Raw genomic sequence first — 17511 nt, 5'->3', positions numbered from 1 at the left:
GGTCGATGTCGGTGGTCGTCCCTAGACTCGGAACATGCCCGGTCTGTCGCTCGCCTCTCGTCTCGATGGTGCGATCGGCGGCAAGACGGCGGCGGCGTTCGACCGCGCTTTCGGCATGAAGACGGTCGGCGAGCTTCTCGAGCACTACCCGCGGCGGTACGCGCGGCGCGGCGAGCTGACGCCGATCTCGACCTTGCCGCTGGGCGAGCCTGTCACGATCGTCGCCGAGGTCGTGAGCGCGAGCGAACGGCGAATGCAGAACCGCCGGGGTTCGCTGCTCGAGGTCGTCATCAGCGACGGCGACGGACGGCTGTCGCTCACCTTCTTCAATCAGCCGTGGCGACTGAAAGAGCTGACGCCCGGGCGCCGGGGCATCTTCTCGGGCAAGGTCGGCGAGTACCGTCGTCAGACGCAGCTGACGAACCCCGACTACGAGCTGTTCGACGACATCGCCGAAGCCCGCGCCGAAGCCGAGGTCAGCGCGAAGCGTCCGATCCCGATCTATCCGGCCACCGCGACCGTGCCGAGTCCGCTGGTGCAGAAGACGATCTCGCTCGTCCTCGACGCGCTCGGTGACATCGAAGATCCTCTGCCCGACGATCTCCGCGCCCGACGCGGTCTTCTGCCCGCCCGCGCGGCGCTCGAGCAGATCCACCGGCCCGAGAGCGACGACGACATCCCACCGGCGTTGGCCACGTTGCGCATGCACGAGGCTTTCGTGCTCCAGACGGCGCTCCTGCAGCAACGGCAGTTCGTGCGGGCGCTGTCGGCGACCAAGCGGCCGGCGGGTCCCGGCGGCCTTCTCGACCGCTTCGACCGCATCCTCCCGTTCGAGCTGACCCCCGATCAGCAGAGCGTGGGCGCGCAGATCCAGGCCGACATGGTGGGCGACTGGCCGATGAACCGTCTCGTCCAGGGTGAGGTCGGCTCGGGCAAGACCCTCGTGGCGTTGCGGGCGATGCTCCAGGTGGCCGAGTCGGGCGGTCAGTCCGCGCTCATCGCGCCGACCGAGGTGCTCGCCGCGCAGCACCTGCGGTCGATCGCGCGCATGCTCGGCCCCGAGCTCGCGCCCGAACTCATGCCGACGCTGTTGACCGGTCAGCTCCCGGCCGCCGAGCGGCGGAAGGCCGCTCTTCGGGTGGCATCCGGTCAGGCACGCATCGTCGTCGGCACGCACGCGCTTCTCAGCGCCACGACGACGTTCGCCGACCTCGGGTTCGTCGTCGTCGACGAGCAGCACCGCTTCGGCGTCGACCAGCGCGAGGCGCTGCGCGCCAAGGGCGACTCCCCGCACACGCTCGTCCTCACGGCGACACCCATCCCGCGCACCGTGGCGATGACGGTCTTCGGCGACCTCGATGTGTCGACCATCCGCACCATGCCGGCCGGGCGGGCCGGCATCCAATCCTTCGTCGCTCCCCTCGCCGAGAAGCCTGGCTGGTTCGCCCGGGTCTGGGACCGCGTGGCCGAAGAAGTCGCCCAGGGACGCCAGGCCTTCGTCGTCTGTGCGGCGATCGACGCCGATCAGTTGACGGCCGACGAGAAGACCGACGAACCGGCCGACGCGCCCGAGGCTCCCGTCCCCGCCGCCGCGAGCGAGGGCAACCGCACGCGATGGGGAGTGGTCCAGGTCGAGGCGGTGCTCTCGCGACTGCCGGCCTTTGCCGACATCCGCGTCGAGATCCTGCACGGCAAGATGCCGTCCGACGAGAAGGACGCCGTCATGCAGGCCTTCGCCCGCGGCGACATCGACGTGCTGGTCGCGACCACGGTCATCGAGGTCGGGGTCGACGTACCGAACGCCTCGACGATGGTCATCCTCGAGGCCGACCGCTTCGGTGTGTCGCAGCTTCACCAGTTGCGTGGACGCGTGGGTCGAGGCGGCCTCCCCGGCCTGTGTCTGCTCGTCACCGAGGCGGCTCCCGGCACGTCGTCGAGGGCCCGCGTCGACGCGGTGGCGGCGACCCTCGACGGGTTCGCCCTGGCGGAGGTGGATCTCGAGCTGCGCGGCGAGGGAGACGTCCTCGGGGGAGCGCAGTCGGGCGTGCGGTCGTCGCTGCGCCTTCTGCGCGTGGTGACGGACGCCGACCTCATCACAGAAGCACGCGCCGAGGGGGAGCGGCTGCTCGCCGACGATCCCGCCCTCCAGCGGCATCCGGGATTGTCCGCCGCGCTCGAGAGACGTCTCGGCGTCGAAGAACGCGCGGCCCTTGCCAAGTCCTGACCACCGGCGTAATCGGTAGGCTGGCGGCATGGACCCCCGGATCGCCGTCGTCCCCGGCTCGTTCGACCCGCCCACGCTCGGGCACCTCGACGTCATCCGGAGGGCTGCCGGCCTCTTCGACCAGTTGCACGTCCTCGTCGTGCACAACCCCGGCAAAGAGGCGATGCTGCCGATCGCCCAGCGCCAGTCGCTGCTCGAGCAGTCGATCGCCGAGGCGGGCGTCGAGGGAGACGTGATCGTCGCAGCCTGGAGCATGGGACTCCTCGTCGACTATGCGACCGAGGTCGGCGCGAAGGTGCTGGTCAAAGGCATCCGTTCGCAGGTCGATGTGGCCTACGAGACACCGATGGCGATCGTCAACCGCGACCTGGCCCACGTCGAGACAGTATTCCTCCTCCCCGACCCCTCGCACGCTCTCGTGTCGAGTTCTCTCGTCCGGCAGGTCGCCGGTCTCGGTGGGGACGTGTCGCCGTATGTGCCGCCCGCGGTCGCGCGGTTCCTCGACACCGGTGCGCGCGGCATCTGATCGCCCACCCGCGAACGACCCGCGTGCCCGGCCCGCGTCGCGAACCGCGCGGGTAGCATTGACGACCGTGAGAACCCGACGGCCCGGCCCCTTCCAGCTCCCCGTGCGCGACATCGAGCGCAAGCCCGGTGAGATGCGCGAGCACACCCTTGAGCTGCCCGCTCCGGAGAAATGGGGCGAGGGTCTCGTCTCGGTCGCCGAGACGGAGCTCCTCGATCTCGAGGTACGTCTGGAGTCGGTGCACGAGGGCATTCTCGTGTCGGGCACGGTCGACACCACCGCCACCGGCGTGTGCGGACGGTGCCTGATCGACATCGAAGAGCCTGTCGAAGTCGAGTTCCAGGAACTTTTCGCGTATCCTGGGGATGAAGCGAGCGACTTCGACGTTCAAGACGACCACGTGGATCTTGAAAATCTGGTCCGGGACACGATTGTCCTGTCGCTTCCGTTCCAGCCGGTGTGTCAGCCGGATTGCCCCGGGCTCGACCCGAACACGGGCGAGAGGCTGACGGAAAGCCCCGGCGACACGGAGCAGACGTCCGTTGATCCTCGATGGGCTGCGCTCCAGCAGTACACCCCAGACGACGGCGATGCGCTCCGCGCCGCCCCCAAGACAGAGAAGAGCTAGACATGGCAGGTAACCCCCCGAAGCGGAAGGTCTCCCGCTCGAACACCCGCTCGCGTCGCGCGCAGTGGAAGGCCGAAGCCCCCGCGCTGGTCAAGACCATCGAGAACGGCAAGGTCGTCTACAGCCGCCCCCACCAGGCGAAGGTCGTCACCGACTCGCAGGGCACCGAGCTCTTCCTCGAGTACAAGGGCCGCAAGGTCGCCGACGTCTGATCGGCGATTCGTGACGCGTCACAACGTCGAGCGCTCAGCGCTCACCGAGAAGCTCGGGGTCGACATCGACCCCGAGCTTCTTTCGCTCGCTCTGACGCATCGCTCGTTCGCCTATGAGAACGGCGGCATCGCGCACAACGAGCGCCTCGAGTTCCTCGGCGACTCCGTACTGGGGCAGGCCGTCACGGTGCGCTTGTTCACGCGGCATCCCGACCTCGACGAAGGGCAGCTCGCCAAGCGGCGCGCTGGAGTCGTCTCGACGATCGCTCTCGCCGAGGTCGCGCGCGGTATCGGTCTGGGTCCGCACGTGCGTCTGGGGCGAGGAGAGATCCTCACCGGGGGACACGACAAGGACTCGATCCTCGCCGACACGATGGAGGCGATCATCGGTGCGACGTACCTGTCCGCAGGGCCTGATGCGGCCACCGCGATGGTTCTTCGGTTGATCGAGCCTCTGATGGCCGACCCCGCGCGCTACGGCGCGGCCATGGATCCCAAGACGAGCCTGCAGGAGATCGCGGCACGTCTGTCGGTGCCGGCACCGACGTACTCGGTCGAGGCGTCCGGCCCCGACCACGACCGACGGTTCACCGCGACCGTGCGGGTCGGTGACGTCGTGACAACCGGCACCGGGTCGAGCAAGAAGCAGGCCGAGATGGCCGCGGCGCTGACGGCGTGGCGCGAACTCGACGCGCGTGCCTGAGCTTCCCGAGGTCGAGGTCGTCCGCGCCGGCCTCGAGCCCGCTGTGACCGGTGCGCTCATCGCGTCGGTCGACGTCCGCGACGAGCGTGCGCTCACCCGTCACACCGGCGGGGCGGCGCACTTCGAGGCCGAACTCACCGGCCGGCGGATCTCGGCAGCGGTTCGTCGCGGGAAGTTCCTGTGGATGCCGGTCTCCGACGACGAGGCGATCGTGACGCACCTCGGCATGAGCGGGCAGATGCTCCTGCGTGTCCCCGGCGCTCCCGAAGAGCGACACGAACGCATCCGCATCGAGCTCGAGCACCCCCTCCACGGCCCCCTCTCGGTGGTCTTCGCCGACCAGCGCACGTTCGGTTCCCTCGCGATCGACCCGCTCGTCGACACGCCCGACGGTGCCGCGGCCGGTCGGGGATCGGATCTCCCGCGCGTGCCGACCCAGGTGGCGCACATCGCCCGCGATCCGCTCGACCCCGCGTTCGACGCGGCCCGATTCCGCGCGCGCATCGCACGGACGAATTCCGGCATCAAACGCGTGCTCCTCGATCAGACGGTCGCCAGCGGCATCGGCAACATTTACGCCGACGAGTCGCTGTGGGCGGCGCGAATCCACCCCGAGACGCCGGGCGCAGCCCTTCCGACCCGCGCGGTGAACCGCCTGCTGGGGGAGGTTCGAGCGGTACTCGAGAAGGCGTTGGCCGAGGGCGGAACGAGCTTCGACGCGCAGTACGTGAACGTCAACGGTCAGGCCGGGTACTTCGCGCACTCGTTGAACGCCTACGGGCGGACCGGTCAGCCGTGTCCCCGCTGCGGCCGACCGATCGTCCGAGTCTCGTTCATGAACCGGTCGAGCCACTTCTGCCCGCACTGCCAGCGCGTGCGCTGACGCGCCGGCAGTGCGGGCAGAAGTGGCTCACCCCCCGCCCGGCGTTCAGACGAGCACCTTCTTCCATGCGCCCTCGTACGCGACCGGGACGAAGCCGATCGCCTCATTGATCGACAGCATCGGGCGATTCTCCTCGGCGTTGTAGGTGAGCACGCGCGGCGAGTGGGGCGCGATCTCGCGCCAGGCGAGCAGACCTGCGCACTTCACGAGCAAGCCGAGGCGATGTCCGCGATGCGTGCGGACGACCAACGTGTCGTGCTGAGACGTCGCCGCCGTTCGGTCCTTCCCAATCGCGAGTTCGTTGAAAGCGACGAGGTCGCCGCTGTCGATGTGCTGCGCCGCGGTGACCAGCAGAAGGCGCCCGGCGTCGAGGTAGGTGCGCTCATAGCGGCGCAGGCGCTCGGCATCCCACTCCTCCTCGTCGAACTCGAGGCCCGCCGCCGGGGCATCGGTGACCATGCGCTCTTTCATCAGCGCCATGGCGTCGACGAACTCGTCGGGTGTCGGCAGGGTCCATTGCACGACGCGGTACCCGGTGGATGCCGCTTCCGCCTCCGCGAGCAACTCGCGAAGGCGTGGCTCAGCGGTCGTGAGGTCGAGCGCGCTGTTGCGTTCCACCTGCTCCAGAGTGTGACCGGATGCCAGGAAGTACCGCGCGATGTGATCGTGCGGCACCGAACCGAATCCGGTGGGCGCGTTCAGGTGCGGGCCGTCGGCAGCGGGGTGCTCGGCCCAGGATTGCAGCACTGTCCGACCGTGTTCGCGTGCGGTCTGCTCGACCAGCGCGTAGGCGGCGCGTCCGATTCCGCGGCCCCAGACGGAGCGGCGCAGCTCGACGAGCCAGAAGCCCGATCGCGCCCCTTCCTCCTGCGGAAGGTCGAGACCGACGCGACCGACGACCTCGCCGTCGAGCACCGCGAGCCAGGAGAAGCGCACCTGGGCGGGGTCCGGCTGAAAGTTGGGCAGGAGTTCGTCGGCGGGCATGGCGTGATCGTCGTGTCCGGAGATCTCGGCGTACACGAGGTTGCGCACGCGGGTCATCGCGCGGAAGTCGGCGGCGTCGTCGCCGGTGATCGAAGCGGGGATGTGCAGGCGTCGGAACTCGACGCCGGCGGGGAGCGAAGTCATGGGCTGTCTTTCGTCGGGGAGGAAAGGTCGAGGTGTGCGCCGCCCGGGGGACGGCGCACACCTTTCAGAAGGGCGGACGCATCAGGGCCGCCGTGCGGTACCAGTCGCGTTCGCGCTGGCGTCGCTCGGCCGACTGCGCGTGCGCGCGGTGGGCGCTTGCCGTTCGCAGCTCGATGACGTGCACGCGCGCCGCGTGACGCGTCAGGAGCCAGAGGCCGAGTCGCAGAGTGAGGCGATCGAGGAGGCCGACCGGGCGTTCGACGATCGTGGGGAGGGAGACGGTGGGCGTGGCCGCGGTGTGCTGCGGCGCGCGCGTGGGCAGATTGCTCATGCGGAGGCTCCGATGGAAAGAGAGCGGGAAGGGAGGCGGCGAGCGATGCTCGCGAGGGATCGAACGATCCTGAGTGCTCGGCATCCGATGGATGCGGCACGCGAAGCGGAGACGAGAGACGTCTCGACGCGACGGGGTCAGCCCAGGAAGGCGGGCATTCCGACGACGGTGGTCACTCCGGCAAAGGGTGCGGACAGCACGGGGGCGGCGATGAAGCCGGTGGCGGAGAAGCCGGTGGTGTTGCGAATCATGGGAGGACCTCCTCTCGACGTCGGTTGCGACCCCCGACGCTAGCGAAGCGACTCAGTGAATGTCAAGCTCTCGTCCAGATTCGGCGATCGCCCGGGCGCGTCTGAAGGGAGCGACCGGCCTGGTGCCCCGGAATCCCGCGGTTCCTCGGGTAGCGTGAAAAGTCGAGGATCAGGCGGGAGGCGCGGCGACATGCACTTGAAGAGCGTGACGCTCAAGGGCTTCAAGTCGTTCGCGCAATCCACGACCTTTGTCCTCGAGCCCGGCGTGACCTGCATCGTCGGTCCGAACGGCTCGGGCAAGTCCAACGTCGTCGATGCGCTCGCCTGGGTGATGGGGGAGCAGGGTGCCAAGACCCTGCGCGGCGGCAAGATGGAGGACGTCATCTTCGCCGGCACCTCGACGCGCGGACCGCTCGGTCGCGCGGAGGTCCAGCTGACGATCGACAATTCCGACGGCGCCCTCCCGATCGACTACAGCGAGGTGACGATCAGCCGGACGCTGTTCCGGACCGGCGCGAGCGAGTACGCGATCAACGGACAGACGAGCAGGTTGCTCGACGTGCAGGAGCTGTTGAGCGACTCCGGCCTCGGCCGCGAGATGCACGTGATCATCGGGCAAGGGCGCCTGGACACGGTCTTGCAGGCGACCGCGGAGGACCGCCGCGGCTTCATCGAGGAAGCCGCGGGGATCCTCAAACACCGACGCCGCAAAGAGAAGACCGTTCGCAAGCTCGAGGCGATGGAGACGAACCTCACGCGGCTGAGCGACCTCGCCGGGGAACTGCGGCGCCAGCTGAAGCCCTTGGGCAAGCAGGCCGAGATCGCGCGAGAGGCCGCCACGATCGCGGCGGTCGTCCGCGATGCCAAGGCCCGGCTCTTCGCCGACGAGCTGGTGCGACTGCGCGGGCAGCTCGCGGACGCGGCGCGGGCGGAGAACGAGCGTCACACCGAGCGCCTCGTGCTGCAGGAGCAGGCGGAGGGCCTTCGTCATCGCGTCGAGCGGCTCGAGGAGGAGCAGCGTTCCGAGGCCGTCGACCGTGCACGACGCGTGGCATTCTCGCTCGAACAGATCCAGGAGCGCCTCCGCGGCCTGTACACGCTCGCGGGGCAGCGACTCGCTCTGCTGTCCGACGACGACAGGGACACGAATGCTTTCGCCCCGACGGTGTCGCAGTCGATGATCGACGACGTCCGCAGCGAGATCGACGACATCGCCGGGGGTCTCGGAGATGCGCAGGACGCTGCGGCGGACGCCGCTCGAGCGGTGGTTCGCGCACGCGCCGACCTCGACGCCCTCGACGTCGACATCGCGGCGCAGAGCGCCCTGGTCTCCGAACACGACATGAAGCTCACCGCCCTGCGGGGTGCGGCCTCTTCGGCCGCCTCGACACGGGATGCCGTGCTCGCGGGCGTCGAGCGCCAGCAACGCGCTCTGGATGCCGCGTTGCTCCGCCGCGCGGAGGCCGAGCAGGCGTTGGCGGACCTGGATCCGGCGGCGGCCCCCGAGGCGGCTTCGGCCGAGCACGCAGCGGACTACGAGCGGGCCCAGCGCGACGCCAACGATGCCGAGACCTCGGTCGCGCAGCTTCGGGAGCGTCTTCACGCCGCAGAGCGCGAGCGCGATGCCTTGACCGCGCAGACGACGGCTCTGGGGCGCGCGCTCGATGTACGCAACGCCGCGGCTGACCTCGTCGCCTCGGGTCAACCGGGTGTCCGTGGGCTCGTGGGGGACGCCATCAAGGTCACCGCGGGCTACGAGGCCGCGGTCGCCGCGGCGCTCGGCTCCCTCGCCGAGGGCGTTCTGGTCGACGACACAGCCGCCGCATTCGCCACGGCCCGGACCGCGACCGAGGACGACCTCGGCGTCGTCGAGATCGCGGTCGCCGACGCGTCGCGCGGCACGGCACCGGTGTCGGTGCCGGTGGGGGCCGTGCCCGCGGTGGACATCGTGACGGGCCCGCCGGGGATACTCGGCATCCTGTCCCGAGTGGTCGTCGTGAGCGACCTGGATGCCGCGCAAGCGGCGCTCGTGGATCTCGATGAGGGCGTGATCCTGGTGACGCGGGCGGGCGAGGTCCTGACCGCGCGCACGCTGCGCGCGGGATCGGGCGCCGGGCGTTCGCGGCTCGAACTGGCCGCCGAGCGCGACGCCGCCGTGGAGCGACTTTCCGAGATCGTCGTCGTGGCCGACTCGCTCCGGGAAGCTCTGAGCGATGCGCAACGCGGCCTCGTCGACGCGCGGCAGCGCACGAAGGACACCCTGGCGACGCTCCGCGCGCACGACGCCGCGTTGGCGGCGCAGGCCGAGAAGGTCAATCGCGTCACGGTTCGGCACGAGGCGGCGGTCGCCGAGTGCGAGCGCCTGGAGGCAGGGCTCGCCCAGACCTCCGTCGCGGTCGCCGAAGCCGAAGACGCGGCGGTGGCCGCCGAGACGGCTCTCGCGCGCGCCCTCGAGGCTCCGCGCCCGATCCTCGACGCCTCGGCGCGTGACGGCCTGGTGGCCGAGCTCGAGTCCGTGCGCGAGGCCGAGATGCGGGCACGGCTCGACATCGAGACGCTCAAGGAGCGGGTACGTGCCGGCGAGGCGCGAATCGTCGAGCTGGAGAACCAGCGTGAGCGCGAGCGGGCGGCGGCCGAGGAAGCCGCGCGCCGTTCCGTCGTGCGGCGAGCGCAGCGGGAGATCGCGGCGGATGTCGCAGCACAGCTCCCCGCGCTTCTCGACTCGGTCGACCGGTCGGTGAGTCGTGCGCGCGTCGAGCTCGCGTCGGCGGAGGCGACGCGGACCGCCGTGTCCGCGGATCTCACTCGCGCGCGAGGCGAGGAGTCGGAGGTTCGGGAGCGGCTCGCGCGCCTGACCGAGAGCGTCCACGGCCTCGAGCTCCAGATGCATGAGAAGCGTCTGCACGTCACGAGCCTGCTCGAGCGCGTTCAGTCCGAGTTGGCGCTCGACGAAGACATTCTCATCTCGGAATATGGTCCGGACCAGCCCGTCCCGACGGAGGTCGACGGAGAGCAGACCCCGTTCGACCGGGCGGGTCAGAAGCGCCGCTTGCAAGACGCCGAGCGCAAGCTCGGTCAACTGGGCCGCGTGAATCCGCTGGCGCTCGAGGAGTTCGCCGCTCTCGAGCAGCGCCACGCCTTCCTCACCGAACAACTCGCCGACCTGCAGCAGACACGCGCAGACCTCCAGACGATCATCGCCGAGCTCGACGAGCGCATGCAGACGATCTTCGTCGCCGCCTTCGAGGACACCCGGGCCGCGTTCACCGAGATCTTCCCCATCCTCTTTCCCGGCGGGGCGGGGAGCATCTCGCTGACCGATCCGGAGCACCCGCTGACGACGGGCATCGAGGTCTCCGTCCGTCCCGTGGGGAAGAAGATCGAGCGCCTCTCGCTGCTCTCGGGAGGAGAGCGTTCTCTCGCCGCCGTCGCTTTTCTCACGTCGATCTTCACGGCGCGTCCGAGCCCGTTCTACATCCTCGACGAGGTCGAGGCCGCTCTCGACGACGCGAATCTCGGGCGCCTCCTCGGGGTCTTCGAGAAACTGCGCTCGAGCAGCCAGCTGATCGTCATCACGCACCAGAAGCGGACGATGGAGATCGCCGATGCACTGTACGGCGTATCGATGAGGCAGGACGGGGTGTCCGCCGTCGTCGGGCAGCGCGTCGGTGATCGAGCGGCGGCCGCGCGTGAGGCTGCCCCCGTAAGCTGAGGGAATGGCTGAGAACTCCTGGTCGCTGGGCCGCGCGCTGCGCGGGTTGTTCGTCAAACCCACCATCGACGAGACGACCTGGGACGACCTCGAGACCGCGCTGCTCACAGCCGACTTCGGCCCCGACGTCACCGAGCGTCTGATCGACGAGCTGCGCGAGAAGGTCGAGCGCTTCCGCACCACCGACCCCCGCGATCTGCAGCGCATGCTCAAGGAGACGCTCGAGGAGCACTTCGCGAAGTTCGACACGACACTGCGCCTGACCGAGCGGCCGGCGGTCGTGCTCGTCGTGGGCGTGAACGGTGTCGGCAAGACGACGACGATCGGTAAGTTCGCCAAGTTCCTGCAGCGATACGGGCGCACGGTCGTCGTCGGCGCCGCAGACACCTTCCGCGCCGCCGCGGTCGACCAGCTGGCGACGTGGGCGGAACGCGGGGGAGCCACGATCGTCCGCCCCCAGCACGAAGGTCAGGACCCGGCATCCGTCGCCTTCCAGACCGTCGCCCACGCGAAAGAGACCGGGACGGAGATCGTGCTGGTCGACACCGCCGGGCGCCTGCACACCAAAGGCGGGCTCATGGACGAGCTCAGCAAGATCAAACGCGTCATCGAGAAGCAGGCGCCGATCGCGGAGGTCCTCCTCGTGCTCGATGCCACCACGGGTCAGAACGGCCTCATGCAGGCGCAGGCGTTCCTCGACAGCGCGGGGGTGACCGGGCTCGTGCTGACGAAGCTCGACGGTTCCGCGAAGGGGGGCTTCGTCCTGGCCGTTCAGGAACGCACGGGCATCCCCGTCAAACTTCTGGGACAGGGCGAGGGCATCAACGACCTCACGGGCTTCACCCCGCACGTCTTCGCCTCGTCGCTCGTCGACTGACGCCCGGCGCGGGCTCACCCTGCCCGGCGTCGCCCGGCCGCACCGGGCCCGGCGCGGGCTCACCCGGCCCGGGCGGGTCGCCTTCCCGAAGAGGGTGCCTACTGGTTTCATAAGGGTATGGCGATCGAGCACGATTTCTTCGGACTCCTCGAGTCCGGACCCGACGGGTCGATCTTCTGGTCCGAGAACGTCGAATTCGGCGATCAGAGCGTGACCGTGGATCTGACGGCCCCCGACCAGGACGACGTGTCCGTCGAGGCCCTCGACGTGGCGGCAGCCATGATCTCGGCGCTCGAGTCGATCGACCTCGCGGCGCGCAACGCCATGGTCGGCGAACTCGACTCGCGCACGAGCGAGGTCACCGAGTACATCCTCCAGCAGCAGGCGACCCTCGGCGAGGAGATCGACGACCTCTTGATCGACCCGTCCGGCGACACCCACATCGACGTCATCAAGTCGATGCAGTTGATGAGTGTGACGATCCTCGCCGACGAGCACGGGGGAACCGATCCGTTCGCGGTGCTCGAGTACGCGCTCGACCCGGATGCCACCGACGATGTGCTGCTCGTCAACCTCGCCTCCGACGGCTCGGTGCAATCGGTCACGAGCGCCGACTGACGTCGACCTCGCTCAGTGAAAGAGCGGGATGACGAGATAGATCCCGTACAGGACGGCCGCGGCGAACGCGACGAAGCAGGCGACCCCCGCGGCGGTGGCGGCGACGGGACGGGCCCGCTCCCGGGCGGCGACGGTCGCGGTGGGCCCCTCGGGGTCCTCCCCGTCGACGACGTCGTCGTCGGGAGCGCCGACGGCGAACAGCCGGATACCGAGCGCGTACAGCCCGACGATCACCAGGCTCGCGGTGAGCCCGACGACGAAGACCAGAAGGATCGAGCCGCCCTCGGAGGCGAGGACTCCGCCGATCTCGGACCGGAGCACGGGTGCGATCATGCGGGTTCTCCCTGCGGACGGCGCGCACCGAGCCGGTCCGCGTCGAGTGAATCGTCATTGACGGTGTCGGCGGAGACAGGGCGGCGGCGTGCGAGGACGAACAAGCCCGCGCAGACGGCCACGCCGACCACGAGGACCCCGATCAGCCCGACGAGACCCGCGGACGCCGCCCAGGCGGCGCCGCCGCCGACGATCGCCGCGGCGGGGAGGGTCACCACCCACGCGAAAGCGATTCGGGTGACGACGTTCCACCGGACGGAGGCGAGTCTCTTGCCGAGTCCCGATCCGATCACGGCTCCCGAGGTCACCTGCGTCGTCGACAGGGGGAAGCCCAGGGTCGACGAGATCAGAATCGTCGACGCGGCGCTCGTTTCCGCGGCGAAGCCCTGCGGGGGCTTCACATCCGTGATGCGCTTGCCGACGGTGCGCATGATCCGCCAGCCGCCCAGGTAGGTGCCGAGCGCGATGGCGAGCCCGGCGCAGAGGATCACCCAGAGCTGCGGGCTGGTTCCCGCTTCTTGCGCGCCGGCGACGATGAGCGTGAGGGTGATGACCCCCATGGTCTTCTGCGCGTCGTTGGTCCCGTGCGCGAGCGACACGAGGGATGCCGAGATGGTCTGGCCGTGGCGGAATGCGCGGGATGAGCCGGCCACGGTGGCCATGCGGGTGATCCGGTAGACGAGGAACGTGGCGCAGAGAGCGACGATCCCCGCGATGAAGGGGGAGAGGAGAGCGGGAAGCACGATCTTCGACAGCACCCCACCCCACTCGACGGCCTGGATGCCCACGCCGATGACCGCCGCGCCGATCAACCCGCCGAAGAGCGCGTGTGTCGAACTGGAAGGCAGGCCCAGCCACCAGGTGAGCAGATTCCAGACCACCGCCCCCATGAGACCGGCGAAGATCATCGGAACCGTGATCTGGGGCAGGCCCCGGTCGTTCTGGGCGAGGATTCCCTCCGACACGGTCTTGGCCACGGCTGTCGACAGGAACGCTCCGACGAGGTTCAGGACGGCGGAGATGAGGACGGCGACCTTGGGCTTCAGCGCGCCGGTGGCGACCGAGGTCGCCATCGCGTTCGCGGTGTCATGGAAGCCGTTGGTGAAATCGAAGAAGATCGCGAGCGCGACCACGAGGAGGACGGGGACGAGAACGGTGGGGTCCACCGTGACTCCCTTCGAACGATGATGCCGAGAGCGGGCCTGTTGACCCGGCGACACGGTAGACCGAGGGAGTGACGGGACTGTGCCCTTCCGCAGGGGCGCCGGAGGGGTCTACTATCCGCCCGTCCCGCGCGATCAGACCGCCTGCGCGAACCCTGCGTCCGCGGCGGCGATGTCTTTCGCGAGGTGCCCGAGATGCGGGGGGATCTCGCGGCCCTTGGAGATCATCGACTGCGCCCAGAGGCGACCGGCACGGTACGACGAGCGCACGAGGGGCCCTGCCAGGACTCCGAGGAAGCCGATGCGTTCCGCTTCCTCTTTGAACTCGACGAACTCGGCGGGCTTGACCCACCGCTGCACGGGGAGATGGCGCGGCGTCGGACGCAGATACTGGGTGATCGTGATGATGTCCGTACCCGCCTCGTGCAGGTCGCGAAGGGCCTGTACGACTTCCTCCGGTTCTTCGCCCATCCCCAGAATGAGATTGGACTTCGTGATGAGCCCGGCGTCGCGCGCGGCCGTCAGCACGCCCAGTGAGCGCTCATAGCGGAACGCGGGACGGATGCGCTTGAAGATGCGCGGCACGGTCTCGACGTTGTGGGCGAAGACCTCGGGCCGAGAGGAGAAGACCTCCGCGAGCAAGGCGGGGTTCCCCGAGAAGTCGGTGGCGAGGATCTCGACCCCGGTCCCCGGGTTGTCCGCGTGGATGCGCCGCACCGTCTCGGCGTGCAGCCACGCTCCCTCATCGGGGAGGTCGTCGCGGGCGACGCCCGTCACGGTGGCGTAGCGCAGTTGCATCCGCGTCACGCTCTCGGCCACGCGACGAGGTTCGTCGGTGTCGTAGTCGGCGGGCTTGCCGGTATCGATCTGACAGAAGTCGCACCGTCGTGTGCACTGCGAACCGCCGATGAGGAAGGTCGCCTCGCGGTCCTCCCAGCACTCGAAGATGTTCGGGCACCCGGCCTCCTGGCATACCGTGTGCAGGTTCTCGCTCTTCACGAGGCTCTGCAGGGCCGTGTATTCCGGCCCCATCCGTGCTTTCGTCTTGATCCAGTCCGGCTTGCGCTCGATCGGCGTCTCGGCGTTGCGGACCTCGAGCCGCAGCAGCTTCCGCCCGTTCGGAGCGGTGGATGCCGGGACCCCGGCCGTTCCGGTCCCGCAGGTGCTCATGCCGCCACCCCCGCGTACTCGGCGCGGAAGACGTCCACGATGCGGGGCACGAGATCGCCCGGGGAGACGTCGGCACCGATCACCTCGCTCACGGTCGTCACGCCGGCATCCGTGATCCCGCAGGGAACGATGCGGCGGAAGCCGGAGAGGGTGTTGTCGCAGTTGACGGCGAAGCCGTGCATGGTCACTCCTTTCTCGACGCGGACGCCGATCGCCGCGACCTTGTCGAGGCCGAGAGGTCGCTGGACCCAGACGCCGCTGCGGCCCGGGACGCGGATGCCGTCGACGCCGAGCGGGGCGAGAGCGGCGATGATGAGGGATTCGAGGCGACGGACGTGCGCGACCACGTCGACAGGTTCGGGCAGCCGCACGATGGGATACCCCACGAGTTGGCCGGGACCGTGCCACGTGATCTTGCCGCCACGGTCGACATCGATCACCGGGGTCCCGTCGTCGGGCCGCTCGTGGTCCTCGGTGCGCTTGCCGGCCGTGTAGACGGTTTCGTGCTCGAGGAGCAGAAGGGTGTCGGGACGTCGCCCCGAGACGACCTCGGCGTGGACCCGCCGTTGCTCGGCCCAGCCGTCGAGGTAGGGCACGTAGTCGGGGGCGAACCCCGCGTGGTGGATGTCGAGCATGACCGCTCCCGCCATTGTTGGATGGGGTCTAACAATACACGCGAGGTGGTCTTCTAGGCTGTGGTGATGACCTCACCGAGCCGGAGCGGGCGACCCCGGGCGTCGTCGCGCGAGGTCCTCGCCGAAGCCGCCTGCGAGCTGTTCCTCGAACGCGGGTACGAGGCGACCTCGGTGTCGGACATCACTCGTCGCGCCGGCGTGAGCCGCTCGAGCTTCTTCAACTACTTCTCCGCGAAGAGCGATGTGCTCTGGTCGGGCTTCGATGAGCAGTCAGCGCGAGGAATCGGCCTGCTTCGCGACGGCGCGGACCCGATAGAGGCGCTCACGGTGATCGGAGAGGGTCTGGCCCCGGACGCCCTCGCCCTCGCGATCACCCACGCGGATGCCATGGGCATCGCCGCCGAGCTCGACCGCGACCGCGCGGTGCGTCAGTTCCATCTGCAGCGCGAGGTCGCCGCTCGCCTGGCGCGAGGAGGCGTGGCGCCGCTGGCGGCGCAGGTGCGCGCCGGGGCGCTGTCGGCCGCGGTGCTCGCGGCCGTCTGGGCGTGGGCGGACCGCAACGCCACCGGACGATCGTTGCCCGCGACCCTGGCCGAGGCCCTCGAGACGGCCTGACCGTGGCGTCGGGGCGGCGGCGGTGCCTCGTCCCGCGTAAACTCGACTCATCATGGCGACTTTCGGCACCCTCTCCGACCGGCTCACAGAGACCTTCCGCAACCTCCGGAAGAAGGGCCAGCTCACGCCCGCCGATGTCGACGGGACGGTGCGCGAGATCCGCCGGGCCCTGCTCGACGCCGACGTGGCGCTGCCCGTGGTCAAGGAGTTCACCGCGGCAGTGCGCGAACGTGCTCTCGGCGACGAGGTCAACCGTGCACTGAACCCGGCGCAGCAGGTCGTGCAGATCGTCAACGACGAGCTCATCGGCATCCTGGGTGGTCAGCAGCGCCGCCTGCAGTTCGCCAAGAACCCGCCGACGGTCATCATGCTCGCCGGACTCCAGGGCTCGGGAAAGACCACCTTCGCCGGCAAGCTCGCGAAGATGCTCGAGAAGGACGGCCACACCCCGCTCCTCGTCGCGTGCGACCTGCAGCGCCCCAACGCCGTCAACCAGCTGCAGGTCGTCGCCGAGCGCGCCGGGGCCGCGATCTATGCCCCCGAGCCGGGCAACGGCGTCGGCGACCCGGTCACGGTCGCGCGCGACGGTGTCGCCTACGCCACGCGTCAGCAGCACGACATCGTCATCATCGACACCGCCGGCCGACTCGGTGTCGACGCCGAGCTGATGAAGCAGGCCGCCGACATCCGCACGGCGACACAGCCCGACGAGGTGCTCTTCGTCATCGACGCGATGATCGGTCAAGATGCCGTGAACACGGCCAAGGCGTTCCAGGACGGCGTCGACTTCACGGGCGTCGTGCTGTCGAAGCTGGACGGCGACGCGCGCGGTGGTGCCGCGCTGTCCGTGGCTTCCGTCACCGGGCGCCCGATCATCTTCGCGTCGACCGGTGAGGGTCTCGACGACGTCGAGCCGTTCCACCCCGACCGCATGGCATCACGCATCCTCGACCTCGGTGACATCCTCACCCTGATCGAGCAGGCGCAGCAGGCCTTCGACGAGGCCGAGGCGATGAAGGTCGCCGAGAAGCTCGCGACGGAGACCTTCACGCTCGAGGACTTCCTCGAGCAGATGCAGCAGATGAAGAAGATGGGCTCCATGAAGAAGATGCTCGGGATGCTCCCGGGCATGGGGAACATGAAGCAGCAGCTCGAGAACTTCGACGAGCGCGAGATCGACCGCACCGAGGCCATCATCCGGTCGATGACCCCGGGCGAGCGTCGCAACCCGAAGGTCCTCAACGGCTCGCGGCGCCTGCGTATCGCGCGAGGCTCCGGCATGACCGTCACCGATGTCAACCAGCTGGTCCAGCGCTTCGAGCAGGCCGCCAAGATGATGAAGACGGTCGCACGCGGTGGTGTGCCCAACATCCCCGGCATGGGCCCCGTCGGCGGCAAGCCGGGCGCGTCGAGCAAGCGTGGCAAGCAGCAGAAGGCGAAGGGGTCGCGTTCGGGCAACCCCGCCAAGCGTGCGGCCGAGAACGCCGGGATCGCGGCATCCG

17 protein-coding genes are annotated in these 17511 nt (G+C 69.3%); 11 read left to right on the top strand and 6 right to left on the bottom strand.

Translation table 11 applies throughout. The features are described 5' to 3' along the window. Window positions 1-34 precede the first annotated feature (34 nt). The 6 genes from NS220_RS06960 (at window position 35) to mutM (ending at window position 5176) form a co-directional block, all read left to right on the top strand. Window positions 35-2224: an ATP-dependent DNA helicase RecG gene (locus tag NS220_RS06960; protein ID WP_058623360.1), complete on the top strand. Its 2190-nt coding sequence runs from the start codon at window positions 35-37 to the stop codon at window positions 2222-2224. 28 nt (window positions 2225-2252) lie between these two features. Next, a complete protein-coding gene (gene coaD / locus NS220_RS06955) occupies window positions 2253-2750 on the top strand; it encodes a pantetheine-phosphate adenylyltransferase (protein WP_058623359.1) in 498 nt (165 codons plus the stop codon). Window positions 2751-2883: 133 nt separating this feature from the next. Then, on the top strand, window positions 2884-3378 hold the full coding sequence (locus tag NS220_RS06950; RefSeq protein ID WP_058623389.1) for a YceD family protein: 495 nt from the start codon (window positions 2884-2886) through the stop codon (window positions 3376-3378). A gap of 2 nt (window positions 3379-3380) precedes the next feature. Next, window positions 3381-3590, top strand: a complete 210-nt coding sequence (gene rpmF, locus NS220_RS06945; RefSeq protein WP_013586329.1) for a 50S ribosomal protein L32 — start codon at window positions 3381-3383, stop codon at window positions 3588-3590. A gap of 10 nt (window positions 3591-3600) precedes the next feature. Further along, window positions 3601-4293, top strand: a complete 693-nt coding sequence (gene rnc, locus NS220_RS06940) for a ribonuclease III (RefSeq protein WP_058623358.1) — start codon at window positions 3601-3603, stop codon at window positions 4291-4293. Further along, window positions 4286-5176: a bifunctional DNA-formamidopyrimidine glycosylase/DNA-(apurinic or apyrimidinic site) lyase gene (gene mutM, locus NS220_RS06935; RefSeq protein ID WP_058623357.1), complete on the top strand. Its 891-nt coding sequence runs from the start codon at window positions 4286-4288 to the stop codon at window positions 5174-5176. Before rnc ends, mutM begins: the two co-directional genes overlap by 8 nt. Window positions 5177-5221: 45 nt before the next feature. On the opposite strand, the gene NS220_RS06930 is transcribed toward mutM, so the two are convergent. Both NS220_RS06930 and NS220_RS06925 read right to left on the bottom strand, forming a co-directional pair. After that, the gene (locus tag NS220_RS06930; RefSeq protein ID WP_058623356.1) at window positions 5222-6304 is read right to left on the bottom strand and encodes a GNAT family N-acetyltransferase; all 1083 of its coding nucleotides are present in this window, start codon (window positions 6302-6304) and stop codon (window positions 5222-5224) included. Between the two features lie 64 nt (window positions 6305-6368). Then, a complete protein-coding gene (locus NS220_RS06925; protein ID WP_058623355.1) occupies window positions 6369-6635 on the bottom strand; it encodes a hypothetical protein in 267 nt (88 codons plus the stop codon). Window positions 6636-7076: 441 nt separating this feature from the next. On the opposite strand from NS220_RS06925, the gene smc reads away from it, so the two are divergent. The 3 genes from smc to NS220_RS06910 all read left to right on the top strand — a co-directional run bounded on the left by smc (window position 7077) and on the right by NS220_RS06910 (window position 12093). Then, entirely contained in the window at window positions 7077-10598 is a 3522-nt protein-coding gene (smc, locus tag NS220_RS06920) for a chromosome segregation protein SMC (RefSeq protein ID WP_058623354.1), read from the top strand. Window positions 10599-10602: 4 nt separating this feature from the next. After that, window positions 10603-11475 (top strand): signal recognition particle-docking protein FtsY, encoded by an 873-nt coding sequence (gene ftsY, locus NS220_RS06915; RefSeq protein WP_058623353.1) that lies wholly within the window; start codon window positions 10603-10605, stop codon window positions 11473-11475. A 117-nt stretch (window positions 11476-11592) separates the two neighbouring features. Next, entirely contained in the window at window positions 11593-12093 is a 501-nt protein-coding gene (locus tag NS220_RS06910; RefSeq protein ID WP_058623352.1) for a DUF2004 domain-containing protein, read from the top strand. A gap of 12 nt (window positions 12094-12105) precedes the next feature. On the opposite strand, the gene NS220_RS06905 is transcribed toward NS220_RS06910, so the two are convergent. The 4 genes from NS220_RS06905 to lipB all read right to left on the bottom strand — a co-directional run bounded on the left by NS220_RS06905 (window position 12106) and on the right by lipB (window position 15394). Further along, window positions 12106-12426 (bottom strand): hypothetical protein, encoded by a 321-nt coding sequence (locus NS220_RS06905; RefSeq protein ID WP_058623351.1) that lies wholly within the window; start codon window positions 12424-12426, stop codon window positions 12106-12108. Continuing rightward, window positions 12423-13592, bottom strand: coding sequence for an inorganic phosphate transporter (locus NS220_RS06900; protein ID WP_058623350.1), 1170 nt, complete (start codon window positions 13590-13592; stop codon window positions 12423-12425). Before NS220_RS06900 ends, NS220_RS06905 begins: the two co-directional genes overlap by 4 nt. A gap of 132 nt (window positions 13593-13724) precedes the next feature. Then, the gene (lipA, locus tag NS220_RS06895; RefSeq protein WP_058623349.1) at window positions 13725-14759 is read right to left on the bottom strand and encodes a lipoyl synthase; all 1035 of its coding nucleotides are present in this window, start codon (window positions 14757-14759) and stop codon (window positions 13725-13727) included. Further along, the gene (gene lipB / locus NS220_RS06890; RefSeq protein WP_058623388.1) at window positions 14756-15394 is read right to left on the bottom strand and encodes a lipoyl(octanoyl) transferase LipB; all 639 of its coding nucleotides are present in this window, start codon (window positions 15392-15394) and stop codon (window positions 14756-14758) included. Before lipB ends, lipA begins: the two co-directional genes overlap by 4 nt. 66 nt (window positions 15395-15460) lie before the next feature. On the opposite strand from lipB, the gene NS220_RS06885 reads away from it, so the two are divergent. After that, window positions 15461-16009, top strand: a complete 549-nt coding sequence (locus NS220_RS06885; RefSeq protein WP_058623348.1) for a TetR/AcrR family transcriptional regulator — start codon at window positions 15461-15463, stop codon at window positions 16007-16009. A 52-nt stretch (window positions 16010-16061) separates the two neighbouring features. Further along, a partial coding sequence (gene ffh, locus NS220_RS06880) for a signal recognition particle protein (RefSeq protein ID WP_058623347.1) occupies window positions 16062-17511 on the top strand: 1450 nt, incomplete at its 3' end.

Origin of the sequence: Microbacterium testaceum, assembly GCF_001476655.1 — a bacterium.
Taxonomy (GTDB): Bacteria; Actinomycetota; Actinomycetes; order Actinomycetales; family Microbacteriaceae; genus Microbacterium; species Microbacterium testaceum_C.
Note: the sequence above shows the minus strand (reverse complement) of the source record. Positions and strands in the feature narration are given on the sequence as shown.

Bases quoted from the DNA above. Each gene is read 5' to 3' on its own strand.
- NS220_RS06960 (WP_058623360.1), top strand. From the start codon at position 35: ATGCCCGGTCTGTCGCTCGCCTCTCGTCTCGATGGTGCGATCGGCGGC.
- coaD (WP_058623359.1), top strand. From the start codon at position 2,253: ATGGACCCCCGGATCGCCGTCGTCCCCGGCTCGTTCGACCCGCCCACG.
- NS220_RS06950 (WP_058623389.1), top strand. From the start codon at position 2,884: ATGCGCGAGCACACCCTTGAGCTGCCCGCTCCGGAGAAATGGGGCGAG.
- rpmF (WP_013586329.1), top strand. From the start codon at position 3,381: ATGGCAGGTAACCCCCCGAAGCGGAAGGTCTCCCGCTCGAACACCCGC.
- NS220_RS06930 (WP_058623356.1), bottom strand. From the start codon at position 6,304: ATGACTTCGCTCCCCGCCGGCGTCGAGTTCCGACGCCTGCACATCCCC.
- NS220_RS06925 (WP_058623355.1), bottom strand. From the start codon at position 6,635: ATGAGCAATCTGCCCACGCGCGCGCCGCAGCACACCGCGGCCACGCCC.
- smc (WP_058623354.1), top strand. From the start codon at position 7,077: ATGCACTTGAAGAGCGTGACGCTCAAGGGCTTCAAGTCGTTCGCGCAA.
- ftsY (WP_058623353.1), top strand. From the start codon at position 10,603: ATGGCTGAGAACTCCTGGTCGCTGGGCCGCGCGCTGCGCGGGTTGTTC.
- NS220_RS06910 (WP_058623352.1), top strand. From the start codon at position 11,593: ATGGCGATCGAGCACGATTTCTTCGGACTCCTCGAGTCCGGACCCGAC.
- NS220_RS06905 (WP_058623351.1), bottom strand. From the start codon at position 12,426: ATGATCGCACCCGTGCTCCGGTCCGAGATCGGCGGAGTCCTCGCCTCC.
- lipA (WP_058623349.1), bottom strand. From the start codon at position 14,759: ATGAGCACCTGCGGGACCGGAACGGCCGGGGTCCCGGCATCCACCGCT.
- lipB (WP_058623388.1), bottom strand. From the start codon at position 15,394: ATGCTCGACATCCACCACGCGGGGTTCGCCCCCGACTACGTGCCCTAC.
- NS220_RS06885 (WP_058623348.1), top strand. From the start codon at position 15,461: ATGACCTCACCGAGCCGGAGCGGGCGACCCCGGGCGTCGTCGCGCGAG.